This window comes from Cytobacillus sp. FSL H8-0458, assembly GCF_038002165.1.
Taxonomy (GTDB): Bacteria; Bacillota; Bacilli; order Bacillales; family Cytobacillaceae; genus Cytobacillus.
The window spans coordinates 3,870,453-3,887,734 of record NZ_JBBOBR010000001.1 but is presented as its reverse complement, the minus strand read 5'-3'; the positions used below and the strand labels follow the sequence as shown (position 1 = coordinate 3,887,734).

At 41.5% G+C, this 17,282-nt stretch carries 12 protein-coding genes; all 12 read left to right on the top strand.

Translation table 11 applies throughout. From position 1 onward, the window contains the following. Positions 1-14: 14 nt before the first annotated feature. The 12 genes from essB to NYE23_RS19325 all read left to right on the top strand — a co-directional run bounded on the left by essB (position 15) and on the right by NYE23_RS19325 (position 17,207). Positions 15-1,358: a type VII secretion protein EssB gene (essB, locus tag NYE23_RS19380; protein ID WP_341080098.1), complete on the top strand. Its 1,344-nt coding sequence runs from the start codon at positions 15-17 to the stop codon at positions 1,356-1,358. 20 nt (positions 1,359-1,378) lie between these two features. Further along, positions 1,379-5,851 (top strand): type VII secretion protein EssC, encoded by a 4,473-nt coding sequence (gene essC / locus NYE23_RS19375; RefSeq protein WP_341080096.1) that lies wholly within the window; start codon positions 1,379-1,381, stop codon positions 5,849-5,851. After that, positions 5,848-8,682: a type VII secretion protein EsaA gene (esaA, locus tag NYE23_RS19370; protein WP_341080094.1), complete on the top strand. Its 2,835-nt coding sequence runs from the start codon at positions 5,848-5,850 to the stop codon at positions 8,680-8,682. Before essC ends, esaA begins: the two co-directional genes overlap by 4 nt. After that, the gene (gene essA / locus NYE23_RS19365; RefSeq protein WP_197212888.1) at positions 8,672-9,151 is read left to right on the top strand and encodes a type VII secretion protein EssA; all 480 of its coding nucleotides are present in this window, start codon (positions 8,672-8,674) and stop codon (positions 9,149-9,151) included. Before esaA ends, essA begins: the two co-directional genes overlap by 11 nt. Positions 9,152-9,319: 168 nt before the next feature. Next, a complete protein-coding gene (locus NYE23_RS19360; RefSeq protein WP_048010869.1) occupies positions 9,320-9,622 on the top strand; it encodes a WXG100 family type VII secretion target in 303 nt (100 codons plus the stop codon). 211 nt (positions 9,623-9,833) lie between these two features. Next, positions 9,834-11,084, top strand: a complete 1,251-nt coding sequence (locus NYE23_RS19355; protein WP_341080091.1) for a hypothetical protein — start codon at positions 9,834-9,836, stop codon at positions 11,082-11,084. Positions 11,085-11,093: 9 nt separating this feature from the next. Next, positions 11,094-11,888 (top strand): hypothetical protein, encoded by a 795-nt coding sequence (locus tag NYE23_RS19350; protein WP_197212884.1) that lies wholly within the window; start codon positions 11,094-11,096, stop codon positions 11,886-11,888. 15 nt (positions 11,889-11,903) lie between these two features. Continuing rightward, positions 11,904-12,461, top strand: coding sequence for a DUF5381 family protein (locus NYE23_RS19345; protein ID WP_197212881.1), 558 nt, complete (start codon positions 11,904-11,906; stop codon positions 12,459-12,461). A 58-nt stretch (positions 12,462-12,519) separates the two neighbouring features. Beyond that, positions 12,520-13,071: a DUF5381 family protein gene (locus NYE23_RS19340; RefSeq protein ID WP_341080818.1), complete on the top strand. Its 552-nt coding sequence runs from the start codon at positions 12,520-12,522 to the stop codon at positions 13,069-13,071. Positions 13,072-13,200: 129 nt separating this feature from the next. After that, positions 13,201-13,572: a hypothetical protein gene (locus NYE23_RS19335; RefSeq protein WP_335687769.1), complete on the top strand. Its 372-nt coding sequence runs from the start codon at positions 13,201-13,203 to the stop codon at positions 13,570-13,572. 323 nt (positions 13,573-13,895) lie between these two features. Continuing rightward, the gene (locus tag NYE23_RS19330; protein ID WP_341080087.1) at positions 13,896-15,590 is read left to right on the top strand and encodes a transglutaminase-like domain-containing protein; all 1,695 of its coding nucleotides are present in this window, start codon (positions 13,896-13,898) and stop codon (positions 15,588-15,590) included. Between the two features lie 159 nt (positions 15,591-15,749). Further along, positions 15,750-17,207, top strand: a complete 1,458-nt coding sequence (locus NYE23_RS19325; protein ID WP_335687765.1) for an esterase/lipase family protein — start codon at positions 15,750-15,752, stop codon at positions 17,205-17,207. The last annotated feature ends 75 nt before the right edge of the window (positions 17,208-17,282 follow it).

Sequence of the window (17,282 nt, the reverse complement as noted above, 5' to 3'; positions counted from 1 at the left end):
AGGAGCATTTAAAAATGTCAGAAAAGAGTCAAACCTACCTTGAAGAGCAGCTTGAAGCGGTTGTCGAAACAGATCATCAATCCCTTACCATTCTTTTTCAAAGAGAAAAAATTAAAGCTGATGCTGCTGAGGAATTGGAATTGCTCCAGGCAATGGAATCAGCTATAAAAAGGGATATCCATTTAACAGAGGATGAACTGCGCCTCGTCCTGCAAATTCCCTCAAATTACTTAACCTTTTCCAAATTAAAAAAGAAAGACCAGAGAAGCAGATGGATTTTTTCTTCGCAGCTTCTAAAACTTGTGAAAAGTCATCCGTATTCCAGGCTGCATCTCGTTATTTGTCCTGAAAACATTGTGGCGGATGAAAGCCTGTCACCGCATTTGCTTCATTATGGTGTGAGTGAAAGCCTTCCGCCTTATGAAACCAATCAGGAAAAACTCTGGATGGAATTGAAAGCGACCATCGCAGCTGCTGTAGATGGAAATCGCTCCTTCCAGGATTACCTCAAACTTCATGAAACCATTGAACTGTCGCCTGCAGCGGCAAGAGTCATTAAGGCCAAGGATGAAAGTGAATTGTCAGAGGTCATCAGGACTAATATAGAAATGCTTGAAAAAAAAGACAAAGAATATGCGAAGGTTCCGCAGAAAAAGTGGAAAGCAACAAGGTATTCGGCATGGGGTCTGCTGATTGCTTTAGTGCCATTCGTTGCTTTCAGTCTATATTCCCTTATCTTTACTCAGCCAAAACAGGCAGCTTTTATTAATAGCCAGGAGCACTTCCTGAAAAGTCAGTATAGTGAAGTCGTTTCCGAGTTATCCAATTATGATATTGATCAGATGCCAAAAGTCGTACAGTATGAACTGGCACAGTCCTACATAATAAATGAAGCATTGACAGAAGACCAGAAAGAGAATGTCCAAAATACGATCACCCTTCAGACGGATCCCCTTTACTATCATTACTGGATCCACATTGGGAGGGGAGATGCCAAGGAGGCTCTGGATATCTCGCGGGATCTTGAGGATCGGGACTTAATTCTGTTCGCACTGCTTAAATACCGTGAAGTTGTCAAAGCGGATGGTAGCCTAGAATCCGATGAAAAACAGCAGAAAATCGACGAAATTCAAGCAGAGATTGATGAGTATTTAGAGGAACAGAAAGCTCAGGAGGAAGAGGAGCAGCGTCTTCAGGAGGAGCAAAGCAGCAGCGGAGATAATGAACAGGCTGTAAAACAGGAGCCTGAACAAAAAGCTGCTGAAGAGCAAAAGCCTGCAGATGCAAAGGCAGCTGAAACATCTGCTGAAAAGCCTGCCGAGAAGAAGGAAGAGGCAGCAAAGACAAAACCTAATTAAGATAGACAGGAGGTGGAGAGATGGAACAGTTATGGTTGTTTTACAGCGATTACTGCCAGCAGCTGTCTATGCCAATTGAAAAAAGCGGCAGGATCACTATTGGTCCTGAGCTGGAACAGCTGGTGACAATAAGGGAATTTCCATTTACAAAAGGAATTGTATCAATAGAAAAGCACGAAAGCTTCTATGAAGTTAAGCAGAATGGGTTGGTTCTGGGAAAGCTGAACGATGGAGAACTCTTTCAGATAAATGATGAAGGGAAAACCCTGACGATAATAGGAACCTCTGAAGCTATTAAAAGCCAGACCTACTATTCCGGCTATCAAAGGGAAATAGAAATTTCCTCTGATAACCCGGAAGCATCCATTTATAAAAAGCACGGCATTTTAATGGATGCCAGTCATTCTTTTGACCTGATAAAAACAAATAAGGGCTGGATGGCAGAGCCGGGTTCAGGACAGCTTTATATAAACGGAAAAAGAGTTGAAGAGAGGACCTTCCTTGAAATGGGGGATGTGCTTTTCTTCCCATTCATGTCTATTCGAATAATAGAAGAGGATCTTTTCCAGATTGATAGCTTTGAAGGCTATGAATCAAAGCTCCCTATTACCATCAGGCCGCAATCAGAGATGGCAAAGAAATACCCGCTCTACCGGAGAACGCCAAGAATGATCTATGAAATGCCGGATGAGAAGGTCTCCCTGTCCTTCCCATCGCAGGAGCCGGATGATTCAGGCAGAGGATTATGGCTGATTATCATGCCGCCGCTGATTATGCTGGTTGTGATGGGCATCGTGGCTTTAATTCAGCCAAGAGGAATTTTTATTATCATTTCAATGGTCATGTTCATGACCACTTTAGTGACATCAACAGTCCAGTACTTTAAGGATAAAAGCAATCAAAAAAAGCGGAAAGAGCGCAGGCATCGGGTCTATACAGCCTATTTGGAAGAGAAGCGAAAAGAGCTGCAGGCATTGTCTGACCAGCAGAAGCATGTTCTGGAATTCCACTTTCCGTCTTTTGAGAAAATGAAATATTTTACGGGCCATATATCCGACCGGATTTGGGAGCGGCCTCTGCAGAGCTTTGACTTCCTTCAATTCAGACTGGGTACCGGAAATGTGCCTGCGAGCTATGAGGTTAAGGTAAGCTCAGGGGATATGTCAAACCGTGAAATCGATGATCTGCTTGAACAGTCACAGCAAATGGAAAAAGTGTATAAAGAAGTTAGAAATGTGCCTGTGGTGGCTGACCTGGCCAAGGGGCCAATCGGGCTGATCGGAAAAGAGCAGGTTGTTAAAAGCGAGATACACCAGATCATTGGGCAGCTGGCCTTTTTCCACAGCTACCATGATGTGCGGTTCGTATTTATTTTTAATGAAAAAGAATATAAAAAATGGGAATGGCTCAAATGGCTTCCGCATTTCCAGATGCCGCATGCACATGCAAAAGGGCTGATTTATAACGAACAAACGAGGGATCAGCTGCTATCTTCCCTTTATGAAATCCTGCGTGAAAGGGATTTGGATGAAAATAAAGAGAAGCAGGTGTATTCGCCTCATCTCGTGTTCATCATAGCTAATCATCAGCTGATTGCAGATCATGTGATTTTGGAATACTTAGAGGGAGACCACTCTAATATGGGAATCTCCGTGATCTTTGCAGCAGACTCAAAGGAAAGCCTGCATGATAATATTCAAACCCTTGTCAGATATGTCAATCAGGAAGAAGGGGACATTCTGATTCAGGACAAAAAGGCAGTGAGCATCCCATTTAAGCTTGATGCTCATCAGAAGAAGGGAAATGAGGAATTTTCCCGTCTGTTAAGAACGCTTGATCATCAGGTTGGAATGACCAATTCCATTCCAAATAGTGTTTCCTTCCTGGAAATGATGAAGGTAAAAGAAGTAGGGAAACTTCCGATCAAAGAGAACTGGCTTACGAAAGAGTCTTCCAAATCTCTGGCAGTTCCAATCGGTTTAAAAGGAAAGGAAGACCTGTCGCTTTTGAACCTTCATGAAAAGGCGCATGGCCCGCACGGTTTGCTGGCTGGGACAACGGGATCGGGTAAGAGTGAATTTCTGCAGACTTATATTCTTTCGCTTGCTGTTCACTTCCATCCCCATGAGGTCGCTTTCCTGCTGATTGACTACAAAGGGGGAGGCATGGCCCAGCCGTTTAAGAACATGCCGCACCTTCTGGGTACGATTACGAATATTGAAGGCAGCAAGAACTTCAGTTCAAGAGCGCTTGCCTCCATCAAAAGCGAATTAAAAAGGCGGCAAAGGCTTTTTGATCAATATCAGGTAAATCATATCAACGATTATACTGACCTTTATAAAAACAGCATGGCAAAGGAGCCACTTCCCCATCTGTTTTTGATTTCCGATGAGTTTGCGGAGCTTAAGAGTGAAGAACCGGAATTCATCAGAGAGCTTGTCAGTGCAGCGCGAATCGGCCGAAGCCTGGGAGTTCATTTAATTCTGGCAACCCAAAAGCCGGGCGGTGTCATTGACGAACAGATCTGGAGCAATGCCCGTTTCCGGGTGGCTTTAAAAGTTCAGGATACAGATGACAGCCGGGAGATCATTAAAAACGGCGATGCCGCTGCTATTACCGTAACCGGACGCGGCTATCTGCAAGTCGGCAATAATGAAGTCTATGAACTGTTCCAATCTGCATGGAGCGGGGCCCCTTATTTGGAGGACTCCTCTGAGACAGAGGATGAAATTGCCATTGTAACCGACCTGGGGCTTGTTCCATTATCGGATGTAAATTCACGCCAAGGGAAGAAAAAAGGCGGAAAAACAGAAATTGAAGCAGTTGTGGAAGAAATTGAAGCAGCACAGTCCTCAATGGGCATTAAGAAACTTAGAAGTCCGTGGCTTCCTCCTCTTGAAGGGCGCTTAAGCAGGAAGCTTTATCGCGCTGCGGAGAATAATGAAATTCATTTAGGAATGGTGGATGAGCCTGAGAAGCAGAATCAGTATCCATTAAGCTATCAAATCATAGAGGATGGAAATGTTGGGGTATTCGGCTCATCCGGTTATGGAAAATCCCATACTATTATGACATTGCTTCTCAGCATTGCCGAAAAGCGGTCTCCTGAAGAAGCACATTATTATATTTTTGATTTTGGAAATGGTTCCCTTCTTCCGCTAAGGCAGCTGCCGCATACGGCCGATTTCTTCCTGATGGATGAAGAACGGAAAATTGAAAAGTTCATGAATCTGATCAAGGATGAAATTGCCCGCAGGAAGCTATTATTCCAGCAGCAGGAAGTTAGCGGAATTAAGATGTACAATTCGATGAGCAATGAAAAACTGCCGCTCGTCTATATCACATTTGATAACTTCGATTTAGTAAAAGAGGAAATGCAGGAGCTTGAAACGCAAATTAACCAGATTGCCAGGGATGGACAGTCACTCGGAATATATATGATTTTCGCTGCAACACGGATCAATTCAATCCGGCAGTCACTCATGAATAACCTCAAAACAAAAGTCGTCCATTATCTGATGGACAGCAGCGAGGCTTACTCCGTTCTGGGAAGAGTTCCGTTCGCACCTGAGCCTATACCGGGAAGAGCCATTATTAAAATGGAAGAGGCATATTTTTCACAGGTATTCCTCCCGGCAGAGGGTAAGGACGATTTCGAGATCATGGAATCGATCCGGGCTGATATCCAGGAACTGAAGGAGAAATACAAGGACTGCAGGCAGCCTGAAGAGGTGCCGATGCTTCCGGCAGAGCTTAATACGATTAACTTTACCCGTTACACTGCAGGAGAGACTCAGCCAGGACTTGTACCAATTGGCCTTGATGAAGAATCCGTCAAACCTGTGTATGCAAACTTCAATAAAACGAAGCATTGCATTATTCTTGGGCAGGCCCAAAAAGGAAAGACAAATGTTCTTAAGCTCATGATCAATCAAATGCTGGCTCAAGGTGCTGAATCTGTCGGTATTTTCGATTCCTTTGACAGAGGATTATCATCCTATGCCAGTGAGGAAAAGTCAGTCTATATCGAGACAAAGGATCAGATCAGCGATTGGGCAGCAAATGCGGAAGAACAGTTATCCCTAAGGGAAAAAGAATATCTTAATGCAATCCAGCATGGCAATACAGATATAGAGTTTTCGCCGATTGTGCTGGCTGTGGATGGATACTCCCGTTTTGCACAGACATTGGATAACAGCCTGCAGGAAAGAATGGCGAGGCTGATGAAAAATGGAAGCCATCTTGGCTTTAGTGTCATCGTGACAGGCAGCAATAATGAACTGACGAAAGGATACGATTCCTTAACGGCAGAAATCAAACAGATCCGCCAGGCGGTCGTTCTGATGAAAAAATCGGAGCAGACGCTCTTTACTCTTCCATACGACCGGAAAGAGGCAGAGATTCAGCCGGGATACGGTTATTACGTTATAAACGGAAAGGAATTAAAAATTCAAATTCCTTTATGTGCCACTGAAAGGAAGGTCTTAGCATGACAGCCAAAACAAAATACATCGTGAAAATGGTTTTGGTGATGCTTCTGATTATCGCCGCGCCAGCCATCTTTTTTGGCTCCATTGGCGATAATCCTCTGCTGGTCAGGGAGAATGCCACAAGAACCATAGCTGTTGTTAATGAAGATACAGGCGCTGACAAGGAAGAGAAGTCACTTGATTTTGGAGAGGAAATTACATCGATTCTCGAAGACGGCTCACAGTATGAGTGGACCGTCATCGGCAGAAGTGCTGCAGAGAATGGCTTGAGAAATACCAAGTATGACGCAGTCGTTTATATTCCTTCCAACTTTTCAAAGAACATCATGTCCTATGAAAGCCAGCAGCCTGAAAAAGCAAATTTTGAATATACGGTACAGAACCAGCTGAACTCACTGAACCGGGAAAAGGTTCTGCGTGAAATCCAGACTGCCACCAACCGTGTGAATGGAAAGATTTCAACCTTGTACTGGACCTATGTATCACAGGACCTTGAAAACGTGAAATCCCAATTCGATACTATTTTACAAAAAGAAATAGACTTCCAGAATGCCATGCTTGCTTTTTATAAGCCAAGCTCAAAGAACCTGGCAGCGGAAATTGAACAGCAGCGCAATATGCTGGAGAGTATTCAGTCGACAGTGAAGACTACTGCGGAAAGTACTGCCGAGGGTGAAAATAACCTCAGCCAATTTGAAGAGAACCTTGGCTCGTTTGTACAGTTTGTAGATCAGTACAAAGAATACCAGGATAATCAGCAAAGTATCCTTCAAAAAATGCAGGATGAAAATGTAGTCGATATTCAAGCTGTTGCGGGACAAAAGATGCCAGCTTATATGGGTGCTCTTAGTGGTGACTTGACTGAGGGAAAGCAGGACTTGGATAGTGGAATTGCGAGTGTGGAGAAGCAGCTGGAAGAGAATAGTGAAACTTTTGGTGATTTATCGGCTATCCGGAACGATCAGGTAAGCCGGCAAATGAATTCCTTAAAAACATATTTTCAAGAACAAGAAGCAGCTTCCTTCAATAAAGCAGCTGAAACTATCGGTTTGTTAAAAGGAGAGCTATCAAACGGACAACAACCGGGGAGTCCAGGTGCAGGGACAGGAGCGGCATCTAACAAGAATAACGGTGGAGCCAAACCAAATTCCATTACAGCAGCCAGCTTAGAGGCTCCATCTTTACCTGGTATGGAAGAGGAAAGAAATGAGATTTTAAGTGTTGAAGAAGAGATTGCGAGTTTGAAATCATCTTTAGAGACTATAGAAGGTACCAAGCCGGAACAAGTTGTTTCTGCTTTGACTGTCTTACCAGTTTTATCACAACGCTTAATAGCAGTTGAGCAAAAACTGGCAGCGAAGGATTCAGGAGAAAACCCGCTGCAAAAAGTAGTTGAGGAACTTCAAGCCGCAAATGCCAAATTAATTGAAGACCTTACCAGCCTGGATGCAGCTTACAAAAGTTTAGAGGAAGAAAAGAATAACCTCTTAGATCAACTTGGGGCTTCAATGAGTTTCTCTTCTATGATTAACCTTATAGAGGAGAAAGAACAGCGAATCATAGAGCTTGGGTTTAACTTGGCTGCTTTTAATAATGAAATTTCTAATACTAAACCTGTAAAAATGATGGAGTATTATGCCTCACTCATTCAATATGAAGATTTAATAAAAAATTCATACAGTCAAAACCCTGAAAAAGTGGAAGAGCTTGTACAGAAATTAAACACTATTGTAGCTGTAAATGAGGAAGAACAAAAAGCTAAGGATGACCTAAACACAGCGTTGTTATCATCTCAGAATCAGCTAACAGAATTCGAAAACCAGTTTACGGCATTCTTCACAGAATACAATAAGAATATTGAAGAACAGCAAGCAGCCATCGAGACAGATTTGTCCGCTCTGCAGGAAAATGCAAATTCGGTTAGGGAGCAAATTCAAACATCATCAACGAATACTCCAGTTCCTGTGGATAGCATTGACGGAACTTCTGTTATGGTCAAACAAGAGGGAATCAGCCAAAGAATGCTGATGATTAATGATCTTGTTGGATCCATCGGAGAAAATCAAAGCAATATCGTATCCTATACAAGCGAGCTGGAGCAAAAGGTGCAAAGTGTCCAGCAGGATGCGGATACACTGAATTCAAAGTGGGGCTCGAACGTAGAGACAACTCAGATGTTCCGGGATGATATTTACAATCTTCTTGGAAACACCTATGTGAATGGCCAAAAGAATGGTCCGGTATACGAGCAATTATCCAGCCCGCTTCAAATCAGCGGAGAAACAGCTGCCAAGAAAGAGGAAAGCAAGCTGCCGCCGGTTGTCGTATTGGCTATTGTTCTGCTCAGCAGCTTAATGATTGGATACTTCAGCCATTATTTCAAAAATGCGCCGATGCTTGTCCATGCTTCCATGTTTGTGCTGCTGAATCTTATTGTTGGTCTCATAATCAGCATATTTGGCCTTAATATTTACTCAATGGAACAGGATCGCGCGATTGAGTGGACGATTTTCACCATATTGCTGCTAACGGCAGCCTCAGCCATTGTGCTGGCAGGGTTCAAGATCGGCAATCTGGCAGGATGGATACTGAGCGTTGGGCTCATCGCCTTCTTCATCAGTCCGTTCCTAGCTCTTACAGCACCGAATATTAACTATGAAGATCCAATGTCCAAGGTATATATGTCCATTCAGTATGACTCACAAACCCTGTTTATTCCAGCTATCCTCATACTGCTTGGCATTATTGCCTTCCTTGCCATCATTCCATTTGCAGTCCGGTCTATAAAGGACCTGCGCACAAAGAGGGATGAGGACCAGGCATATGAAGCTTAATAGATTCCTTAAAGTAATAGTTCTGCTCCCGGCACTTTGGCTGCTGGCTGGCCAATCCGCCGGGGCGACCCCTGACTTTAATAACGTAACGCCGAATACCTATGAAAAAAAGGAATTCAAAGAGAATACCGATTACTTGCATGAAAAATCGCTTTATGAAAATAAGAAAGAGATCCCCGAAGAACAAAAGGATCTTACTTTTACAAAAAAGAACCTGAATCCTTTGAAGGAAGTGAAGGAGAAGCTTTTCGACGGCGGTGAAACCACTACTAATACCATCACCGCAAAAGCAGACCAGCTTCAGCTATTTTCCGATTCGAAACAGGAAAGCTTTTTCAAAGCGGAGGATCAATCAACCGCTGAACAGGATAACAAATTAATGATTCTTTATATTATTCTGCTTGTCATTGCCATAGGTGTAATTATGGGATTCCTTATTCCGAGGATGGCGAAGCAGGCTGACAATTAAATAATTCCCGTACATGTCTCCGGTTTGGAGACATGTACATAATTACTGCAACCAAATTCTTCAGCAAACTCCTCTCAAATAACTGCCCTCTAAAAATAGAATAAAGAATTAGGGATGTAAGAAATAACGAGACTCTAAATAAAAAATTTTTAAAAATGAGGTGTCAAAATGAACTCATCACATGTAAGAGCACTGGCAAGGGTATTTCAGACAGCTTCAGATGATATTAAAACAGAGGAATTCAAACTAAAGCAAAGTGTCCAAAACCATGCAGACGAATGGAAAGGGAAAGCCAGGGACAAATTTGATTCGGCATTGGAAGAAGCAGGCGTCCTCTTTCAAAGGCACTCGGATAACCTCTATAACATCAGCCGAGAATTGGAAAGCGCTGCGAATGAAGTTGACAGAGTCAGAGAAGAAATTGAAAGACAAAGAGAATTAGAGAGATTGGCCAGACTTAAAGCGGATTGAAGAATATAAAGAATGGATGGGTTTTTATGTCTAATAATGAAGAGAAGAAAAAAGGTTCTTATGACAAGAATAAAAGATATGATGGCGATTATGCACCAGGGTGCGGAGACCTTTTTATATTGCCAATACAAGTCTTAATAGTGGGCTATCAGATTATAAATCTAATTTAAACCAAATTAGCATAAATTTTTAAAAGAAGAGAGGTATTGAAGTGGGAAATGAAATCTCTGTAAATCCGGATCGCCTGGAAGACCTGGCAAATGACATGGTTACTCGTTTATCCAGAATTGAAGATGAATACAGAAATCTCCATATGGAGCTTGCAGATTTGATTAACAGCGCTCCGGCGGAATACAGGCATTGCTTCTATCATGTAGGGGATCCATGGGGCACCGGCAACCAGCTTACCGGGCAGCTTAGTGAAATGGAAATAGACCTGCGCATGGTGGCAAATAAATTTTCTGATGCTGATAACCTTGTGGGTAGGTTGTATAAGTTGTATGAGAAATATGGTGCTGTAACAGCTCTTGGCGCACTTATGACAAAACAGCTTGCTTTTTATGGGCTGGGGTTTACCCAGTTTATAAAGAATGCTGATGGTGTTTTCTCGTATAAACATATGGCGGCACTTGAGATGGTAACAGATAAAATTGACGAAAGTAAAAAGATTGGAACAATGGCAAGGGCATTTCTAAACCCATTTTATTTAAGAAGTAAGTATAGAAATGCGCCACTTGCAGATTTGGTTCATAAAAGAATTTCTAAATATCTTCCGGACGATGTTGTGAATTTTACCAATAGTTCTAAGGCATTATATGGTGCTCTGGAGGTTGGTGCAGCAGATTCAGCAAAGTTTAAATCCTTTGTTAAAACAGGAGCAAAATTTGCAAAAGCAAATGTTGTCAGCACAGTTGCATTAACAGGAATAATGGAAGCAGGCGGAATGGGGCTGAAAATCTCCGAGAATTACGCTAAGTATGGAAATAACCCAGATGTACTAAAGCGTGAAAATGCAAAGGCGGTTGGAAATGCGGTTAACAATACTGTAGCAATTTCTGGCGGTGCAATTGCAGGTGCGGTAGTTGGCGGTGCTTTAGGAAGTGTTGTTGGCCCAGTCGGTACAGTTTTGGGAGCTGCCGCAGGTTCTTTCGTAGGCGGCCTTGTCGGAGAGCAGGCTGCTAAATTAACTGCTGGAATTGCTGAAAAAGGTGCTATCCTGTTAAAAGAGCCTATTCACCATGGTGTTGAGCTATTTAAGGGTGGTTTTGAGAAAGCTGGTAAGGCATTAGATGCAGCTAACAAAGGAATTGACATGGTCAATAAACAGATTAAAGAAACGATCGCTGATCCAATTGGAAAGGTAAAGGATATTGGAAAAGGGCTTTCAAAGGCGAAGGATACAGCTGACTCTTTAATAGACGGTGCAAAAGGGTTCCTCGGCAAAAAATTATCATTTTTTTAAGGAGGCAATATGAAAACGATTCAGTTAAGCATAGAAGAATTGATATTTTCCTTTTATAGTGAAGGTTTGTATGAGCAAGGGATTTCTTTAAAGGAAACGTATTTTCCAGCATTGGAGGATTCTGAATTAAAATTAATGCTTGAGTTTGCGTCTCGTTCTTTGCTGGCTAAAAATATGGCAATAGAAGTTAATAAGCAATATAAGTTAAAAGAAGAATTTACTCCTTTTATTCAAATATTAAGTTCTGCAGAAAAAACAGTTAAAGCCTCCAAATTCAACTTAGATCTTGAAGGAGAACAAAGTATCTCGTTTCATGTTAAAGATGACGAAATATATTCTCATAGATTACTGCATGATCACCAGGTACATTCGATTACAAAGCTTAATGAAGAAGAGATTTTTCCAATTATAAGTGAATTTTTCGATTTCAAAACGCTGTTTAAGGAAAGCGAAGTTTTATTTAAATTGAAAAATGATGATTTTGAGGAATTTTTAAATGATGTAAGTCAGTCTGTTTCTGCCCAAGAATCTCTTATATCTAAATGGAGTAATAGATTGCAGAGCCATAATGCTAATGAGTTTATTGCGGATATTTCTAAGAGAAGCGGAAAAATGGATAGTCTGCTGAGTTTGAAATATGACTCCAATAATAATCCTGATCTCATAGACATTCATTTTGTTATCCCTGGAAAAGATGGATTTTGGTATATAACAAGAGACCAGAACCTTGATCTAAATATCCAGAAGGCAAATGAACTAGCGATTAAGAACCTGTTTTCAAAAGATCAAATTCTCTCGATGTAAAGGAGGGGGCAGTGCTTGTCACTTGTTCAGAAGAAAAATAATGAAATTATCGTGAAGGGTTCAAACATCATGTATGTTTTGGTGTCTCTTGCTACTGCAGGTTTTTTAATAGCCTGTATCTTTCTAATTGTTCACGGATTGAAGTTTGACTCTAAATATTCTTTATTCTATCTTGGCGGTGGAATAATTTTCACTCCTTTTTATCTCTATATCACCCTTTGGAATTTACCAGGCCTAATCCCGGGTAAAACCTTGCTGTCCATTATCCCCGGAGAAAAAGGTGTGATTAAATCAAAAAAAGGCACAGTTCCAATTAAGGATATTCGAAACATTGATCTTGTAAGGAATCCATTAAATTTAATTAATGATATTGTTATTGAAACCTTCAATGATAAAAAGTTTAAAATTCGCACGTATAACCTGATTGGTGATTTTCGCTATCAGATAATAGTTGACCAATATATATATCCTCATATGACTGAAAATGCAAAAAAAGTTTGGGATCGAAAAATAAACCTGGAGAATCTTCGGCAGCAGGCTAATTATGAGAGGCAAGAACCAAAGGCTGAATAACGTCTATGTGTGAATCTCTCTTTCTCTGCCGGGTCCAAGGGATGAGTATAGTTTGTCAATGATTCAGAATAAAGGTGACACTGTAATCATAAAAGGTTCTAAGTTCATGTATGTATGGATATTTTTGGCTACAGTTGGATTTTTGCTTGCATGTATCTTCTTAATCATTCATGGGTTGAAGTTTAATTCAAAATATTCATTTCTCTATCTTGGTGGAGGAATTGTTTTCACTCCCTTCTATCTTCATTTGACTATTTGGAGCCTGCCTGGATTCATGCCAGGAAAGGTTTTGTTTAAAATAGTTCCGGGTGAAAAGGGAACCGTTAATGCTAAAAAGAATACGGTACCTATAAGTAATATTCGTAATATCAATTTAGTCAGAAATCCTTTAAACCTTATAAACGATATTGTTATTGAAACCTTAGATGGTCAAAAAATAAAGATTCGCACCTATAATCTCTTGGATGATGGTGATTTTCAGGTGATTGTAGATCAATACATTTTTCCTTATATGAATGACAATGCCAGGAAAGTATGGGATCGGAAAATCGACCTCGATAAGTTAAGAGAAGAAGATAACTATGTCAGGCAGGAACACAGGATTGAGTAAAGCTTATCTGAGTATTTTTGATTTTAACTTTGAATATTGGAACTGTGAAGAGCAGCTCTTTAAGGGTCACCCCTATAAAGAGCTTTTGTTTTGAGATCAGCCGTCTCTCCCTATCGGAAGGAGAATAATATGAAAAATTTAATCGCCTTTACTGCAGTATTTCTAATATGGACATTAATTTCTTTAATGCTGACTGGGATAGATATTCCAATTCCAAGCTCTTATATTGCTCTAATGATTACAGCAAATGCTGTTTTTGCCTTTTTCTCTATTTTTGTTCAAAAACTAGTTATTACCCTCTATGAAGTAAATGTGTATGAACAGCCTAGGACTTTCCTTGACTATTGTTTTAAATATATTGCTATTATCACTTCAGGTGTGAATTACCATATTCAGCATATGTTAAATAGGCTTCCTATTATTCTTAATAAATTGGCATCTATATTTTTCTTTCTCTTTCTTATCTTTACAGGCTTCAGTCTGATGGCTGTTTTTAATTAATACATCGTTAATAACCGGGAGAGGGGGAGAGATTTTGACTGCAAAAGGGAAGCAAAAGAAATTCCGATTTAACAGAGGTTTTTTATTTTTTTGGAAAAGTAATTTGGTGTTGTTTTTAGCCATCTTATTTCTCTATATAAACAAATCGAGCTGGAGTGAAGAAGGAGGCCCAGTTCTCCTGGTTTTGGCTCTAATGTGGGAAGCGCTCATTTTATTATTATCCATAATTAATGGTGTAAAGGCCAAGGGTCAGAGTCTCTGAAACTTTAAGGGATAACATGCGTATGTAAATTTACAATTAATGAAACTAAAAGGAGGAACCCATGCCAAAGAAAAGCCCCGTCACCATATTAATCGTATTATTAACCAGCTTCCTCTTCCTCTCAGCCTGCAGCAGCTCTGAAAGCAGTTCAGAAGCCAAAGCGGAGAAAAAGGAAGAAGACAAATATGAAAAACTGGTTAAAGAGAAAAATAAGGGACTTGAGCTTGAACCCCTTGAGCTGACTTCTTACAGCGAGGAAGTCGGGGCAGCTCTGAAAAACCCGGAGTATAAGGAGTTTGCGGCAAATGGCAAGGTGGCTGTGCAGGGAGAGGTTGAGAAGTACTCTGATCTCAAATCAGACTATGCCTGGATCAAGGTTCGTTCCACAGAGGATGGACCGGCAGGGAACGATCTTGAATACTACGCACCCATCAAAGAAGGGAAGTTCAAGCAGAACATCCGTTTATTTAATGGGGAAGGCGAGTATAAGGTAACGGTTCAGCTCCCAAGCACAGATAGTGAGAATTATTATTATGATTTTGCCTCTTTCACGGTATACAATGTGAATCCGGATACAGAGCGGGATGTGACGTTCACTCCGTTTGGCCAGGAGGCAGATCTGGACCTGGATATCGAGTCAAGCTATATAAAAGGCAATGAAGTATTCAATTTAAAAGGGGAAGCAGGAAGTCTGACAGACAGCGATACAATCATGCTAAAGCTGAATAAGGAATCGGAAATGTGGAAGCATGTCATTACGCTTAAAGATGGCAAGTTCGCTTATGATGTGCCGTTATTTTACGGAAAAGGCCTGCACAAGCTTGAGGTGCTGGTTCCTGACAAAGAGAGGGAAAATTACTATCAGACAGCGACAACCATTTTAATAGACAACGAGTCTGATAGGACGATGAGCCCAATTGAATTTTCTAAAACATATGAGGAGCGGGGAGTGGCGCTTGAATACCCTCAGTATGGCGGTGAGAAGTCTGAAGGTGTCTTTTCTGTAAAAGGAAAAATTGATCCGCAGGCAGAATTCGGTCCTGAAACAGATCATATTTACATTACCACTAAAAAAGGTGAAGACGAAGCACTGGACGTTATCCCTGTAGAAGACTTCACGTTCGATGATTCTTTTTATTTAAGGTTTGGTCCTGGGACATATGAAGTCACACTAAGTGTGCCGGAGATAAAGGAAGAGAATAGTGATTATTTCCGCTTTTATGGATTTGCCAAATTTGAGGTGGAATCCACAGGTGAGGATAAACGGGATCTGCTTCCTTCAAGAGGCGTTCAGTCAGATGCGCCGCAAATTACTGAATTGGCGCAAGAGCTGACAGAAGGCATAAGCAGTGAAAGGGATAAAGCGAAAGCTGTCTATGATTATGTCGCGAAGAGCGTTTCATATGATGTGAATAAGCTCGAAACAGATGACTTCAGCTGGGATGATAGTGCGCTCAAGACACTTGATTCCAAAACGGGCGTCTGCCAGGATTATTCTTATCTGGCCATTGCTCTGCTTCGGGCCAGCAACATGGAAGCCCGCTTTATTGAAGGAACTGCTTTCGGCGGATTCTGGCCGCAGAAGCATGCATGGGTTGAAGTGAAAGTGGATGGAAGCTGGCTCACGATGGATCCAACATGGGGAGCGGGCTACATTAAGGATGATAAATTCGTGGCAGCTTTCAATGAAAAATACTTTGATCCGAAACAAGCGGAGTTTGAAAAAACACATAGCCGAACAGGTGTATCATACTAAACTGCAAAAAGTCATGGGGCTTGTTCCTGTGGCTTTTTTCATCTTTTTATTGCCTAATGAATGCTAATTAATCCGAAATACCCTTCAATAAATATTCTGAAAATTATAAAATCAAATTGACTGGGCTTCCGTCCGGATCTCCGTTTAGGAGGGAATAGCTTGATAAAACAATTGGCAGGAGTGATCTTTTGTATGATGCTGATTTTCCCTGGTATGGTGAAGGCTGGCGGTTTTGGCGGTGATGACAGCGGCACTCCGGGTTACTGGTATGCCGGAGAAACACCTTCAAGCATTGACCCTTCCAAATCGCCTCTTGTGTTTGTGCACGGCTATAATAATTCGTCAGCTGTCTGGCATGAAGGAAATGATATGTATGAAGTGGCCTTGGCAAATGGATATGAAACAGCCTTCATTGATCTTCATCATGACCGGGATATGTGGACGAATGGTGCCATTCTGGCTGAAAAGCTTCAGGAAATGTACCATCATTTTGGCGGAAAAAAGCTAGTGGTCATTGGCTATAGCAAAGGCGGTGTGGACATTCAGACAGCCCTTGTGCATTACAATGCCCACCTATATGTATCAAACGTCATCTCTCTATCCTCTCCTCATCATGGCACCCAGCTTGCAGATCTTGCACACAGCAGCGCCGCCTGGTGGCTTGCAGCTCTTCTCGGAAATAATAATGAAGCAACCGAATCCCTTCAGACAGGCAATATGCAATACTTTCGAAGCCTTACAGATTCCCATCAGAATGCTGGAAAAAATCGTTATTATACACTTGGCGGCACCAAATGGGGTTCACTTGGCAGTGCTTCCTACTGGGGAGGTTTATACCTGAGCACGTACGGAAAAAATGATGGTGTTGTGACAGCTGTTAATTCCCGGCTGCCTGGAGCTTCCATTGTTCAGGAAGGCGGCTGGAATCATACAACCATTCGGGAAGGATCCTATACATTCCAGGTGTTCAGGCCCTATACCACTATTACTCAGCCTGCTGCAGTTCTCTCAGCTTCAAGCTCAGAAGCCGCTGCCGGCAAGCCACGCGTCCATTCGATTGTAAAAGGCGGGAAAGCTGCCAGTGCAATTAGTGAGCAGTTTTCTGTTGAGGATAATGTGAACTCCATAACCGTTTCTTTTTTAAGTGAAAAGAATTTGTCTGCTTTAAAATTAATCAGTCCGGACGGAAAAGAATATAAAACGGTAAAAGCGTATAAAGAAGAATCCGATTTTTTCAAAGGAGCGTGGATTCACCAGTTTGAAATTGAGTATCCTGAAGCAGGAAGCTGGCTGTTAAAGGCTCCGGCAAATGCATCGTATCTATACACCGTTACACTAAACAGCCCGTTAAATGATAAAATTCAGGGCAAGGCTGCGAAAAGTCATAAAGCCTTTAAATCAAAATGGATCCGCTTCGGGTTTGATTCTTCAGGGAAAAAGCTGCAGCAAGAAGCTAAAGGAGAAAAGCCTGGCCTCATGACCGATAGCGATTTTTCACAGGAAGGCGTATACAATGTGACAACGGAAATAAAGGGTCTTACCGAGAATGGAAAGCCCTATGAAAGAACACTAATCGAATCTTTTTATATAGATCAGAATGGAAAACGACATAACTAACTGGTATCTGGCTGCTGAGAAGCAGCCTTTATTTATGTTTTATAACCATTGAGAAGATAGAACCATCCCAAGAAA

Coding starts and splice junctions, on each gene's coding strand:
- essB (WP_341080098.1), top strand. CDS start 15: ATGTCAGAAAAGAGTCAAACCTACCTTGAAGAGCAGCTTGAAGCGGTT.
- essC (WP_341080096.1), top strand. CDS start 1,379: ATGGAACAGTTATGGTTGTTTTACAGCGATTACTGCCAGCAGCTGTCT.
- esaA (WP_341080094.1), top strand. CDS start 5,848: ATGACAGCCAAAACAAAATACATCGTGAAAATGGTTTTGGTGATGCTT.
- essA (WP_197212888.1), top strand. CDS start 8,672: ATGAAGCTTAATAGATTCCTTAAAGTAATAGTTCTGCTCCCGGCACTT.
- NYE23_RS19360 (WP_048010869.1), top strand. CDS start 9,320: ATGAACTCATCACATGTAAGAGCACTGGCAAGGGTATTTCAGACAGCT.
- NYE23_RS19350 (WP_197212884.1), top strand. CDS start 11,094: ATGAAAACGATTCAGTTAAGCATAGAAGAATTGATATTTTCCTTTTAT.
- NYE23_RS19340 (WP_341080818.1), top strand. CDS start 12,520: ATGATTCAGAATAAAGGTGACACTGTAATCATAAAAGGTTCTAAGTTC.
- NYE23_RS19335 (WP_335687769.1), top strand. CDS start 13,201: ATGAAAAATTTAATCGCCTTTACTGCAGTATTTCTAATATGGACATTA.
- NYE23_RS19330 (WP_341080087.1), top strand. CDS start 13,896: ATGCCAAAGAAAAGCCCCGTCACCATATTAATCGTATTATTAACCAGC.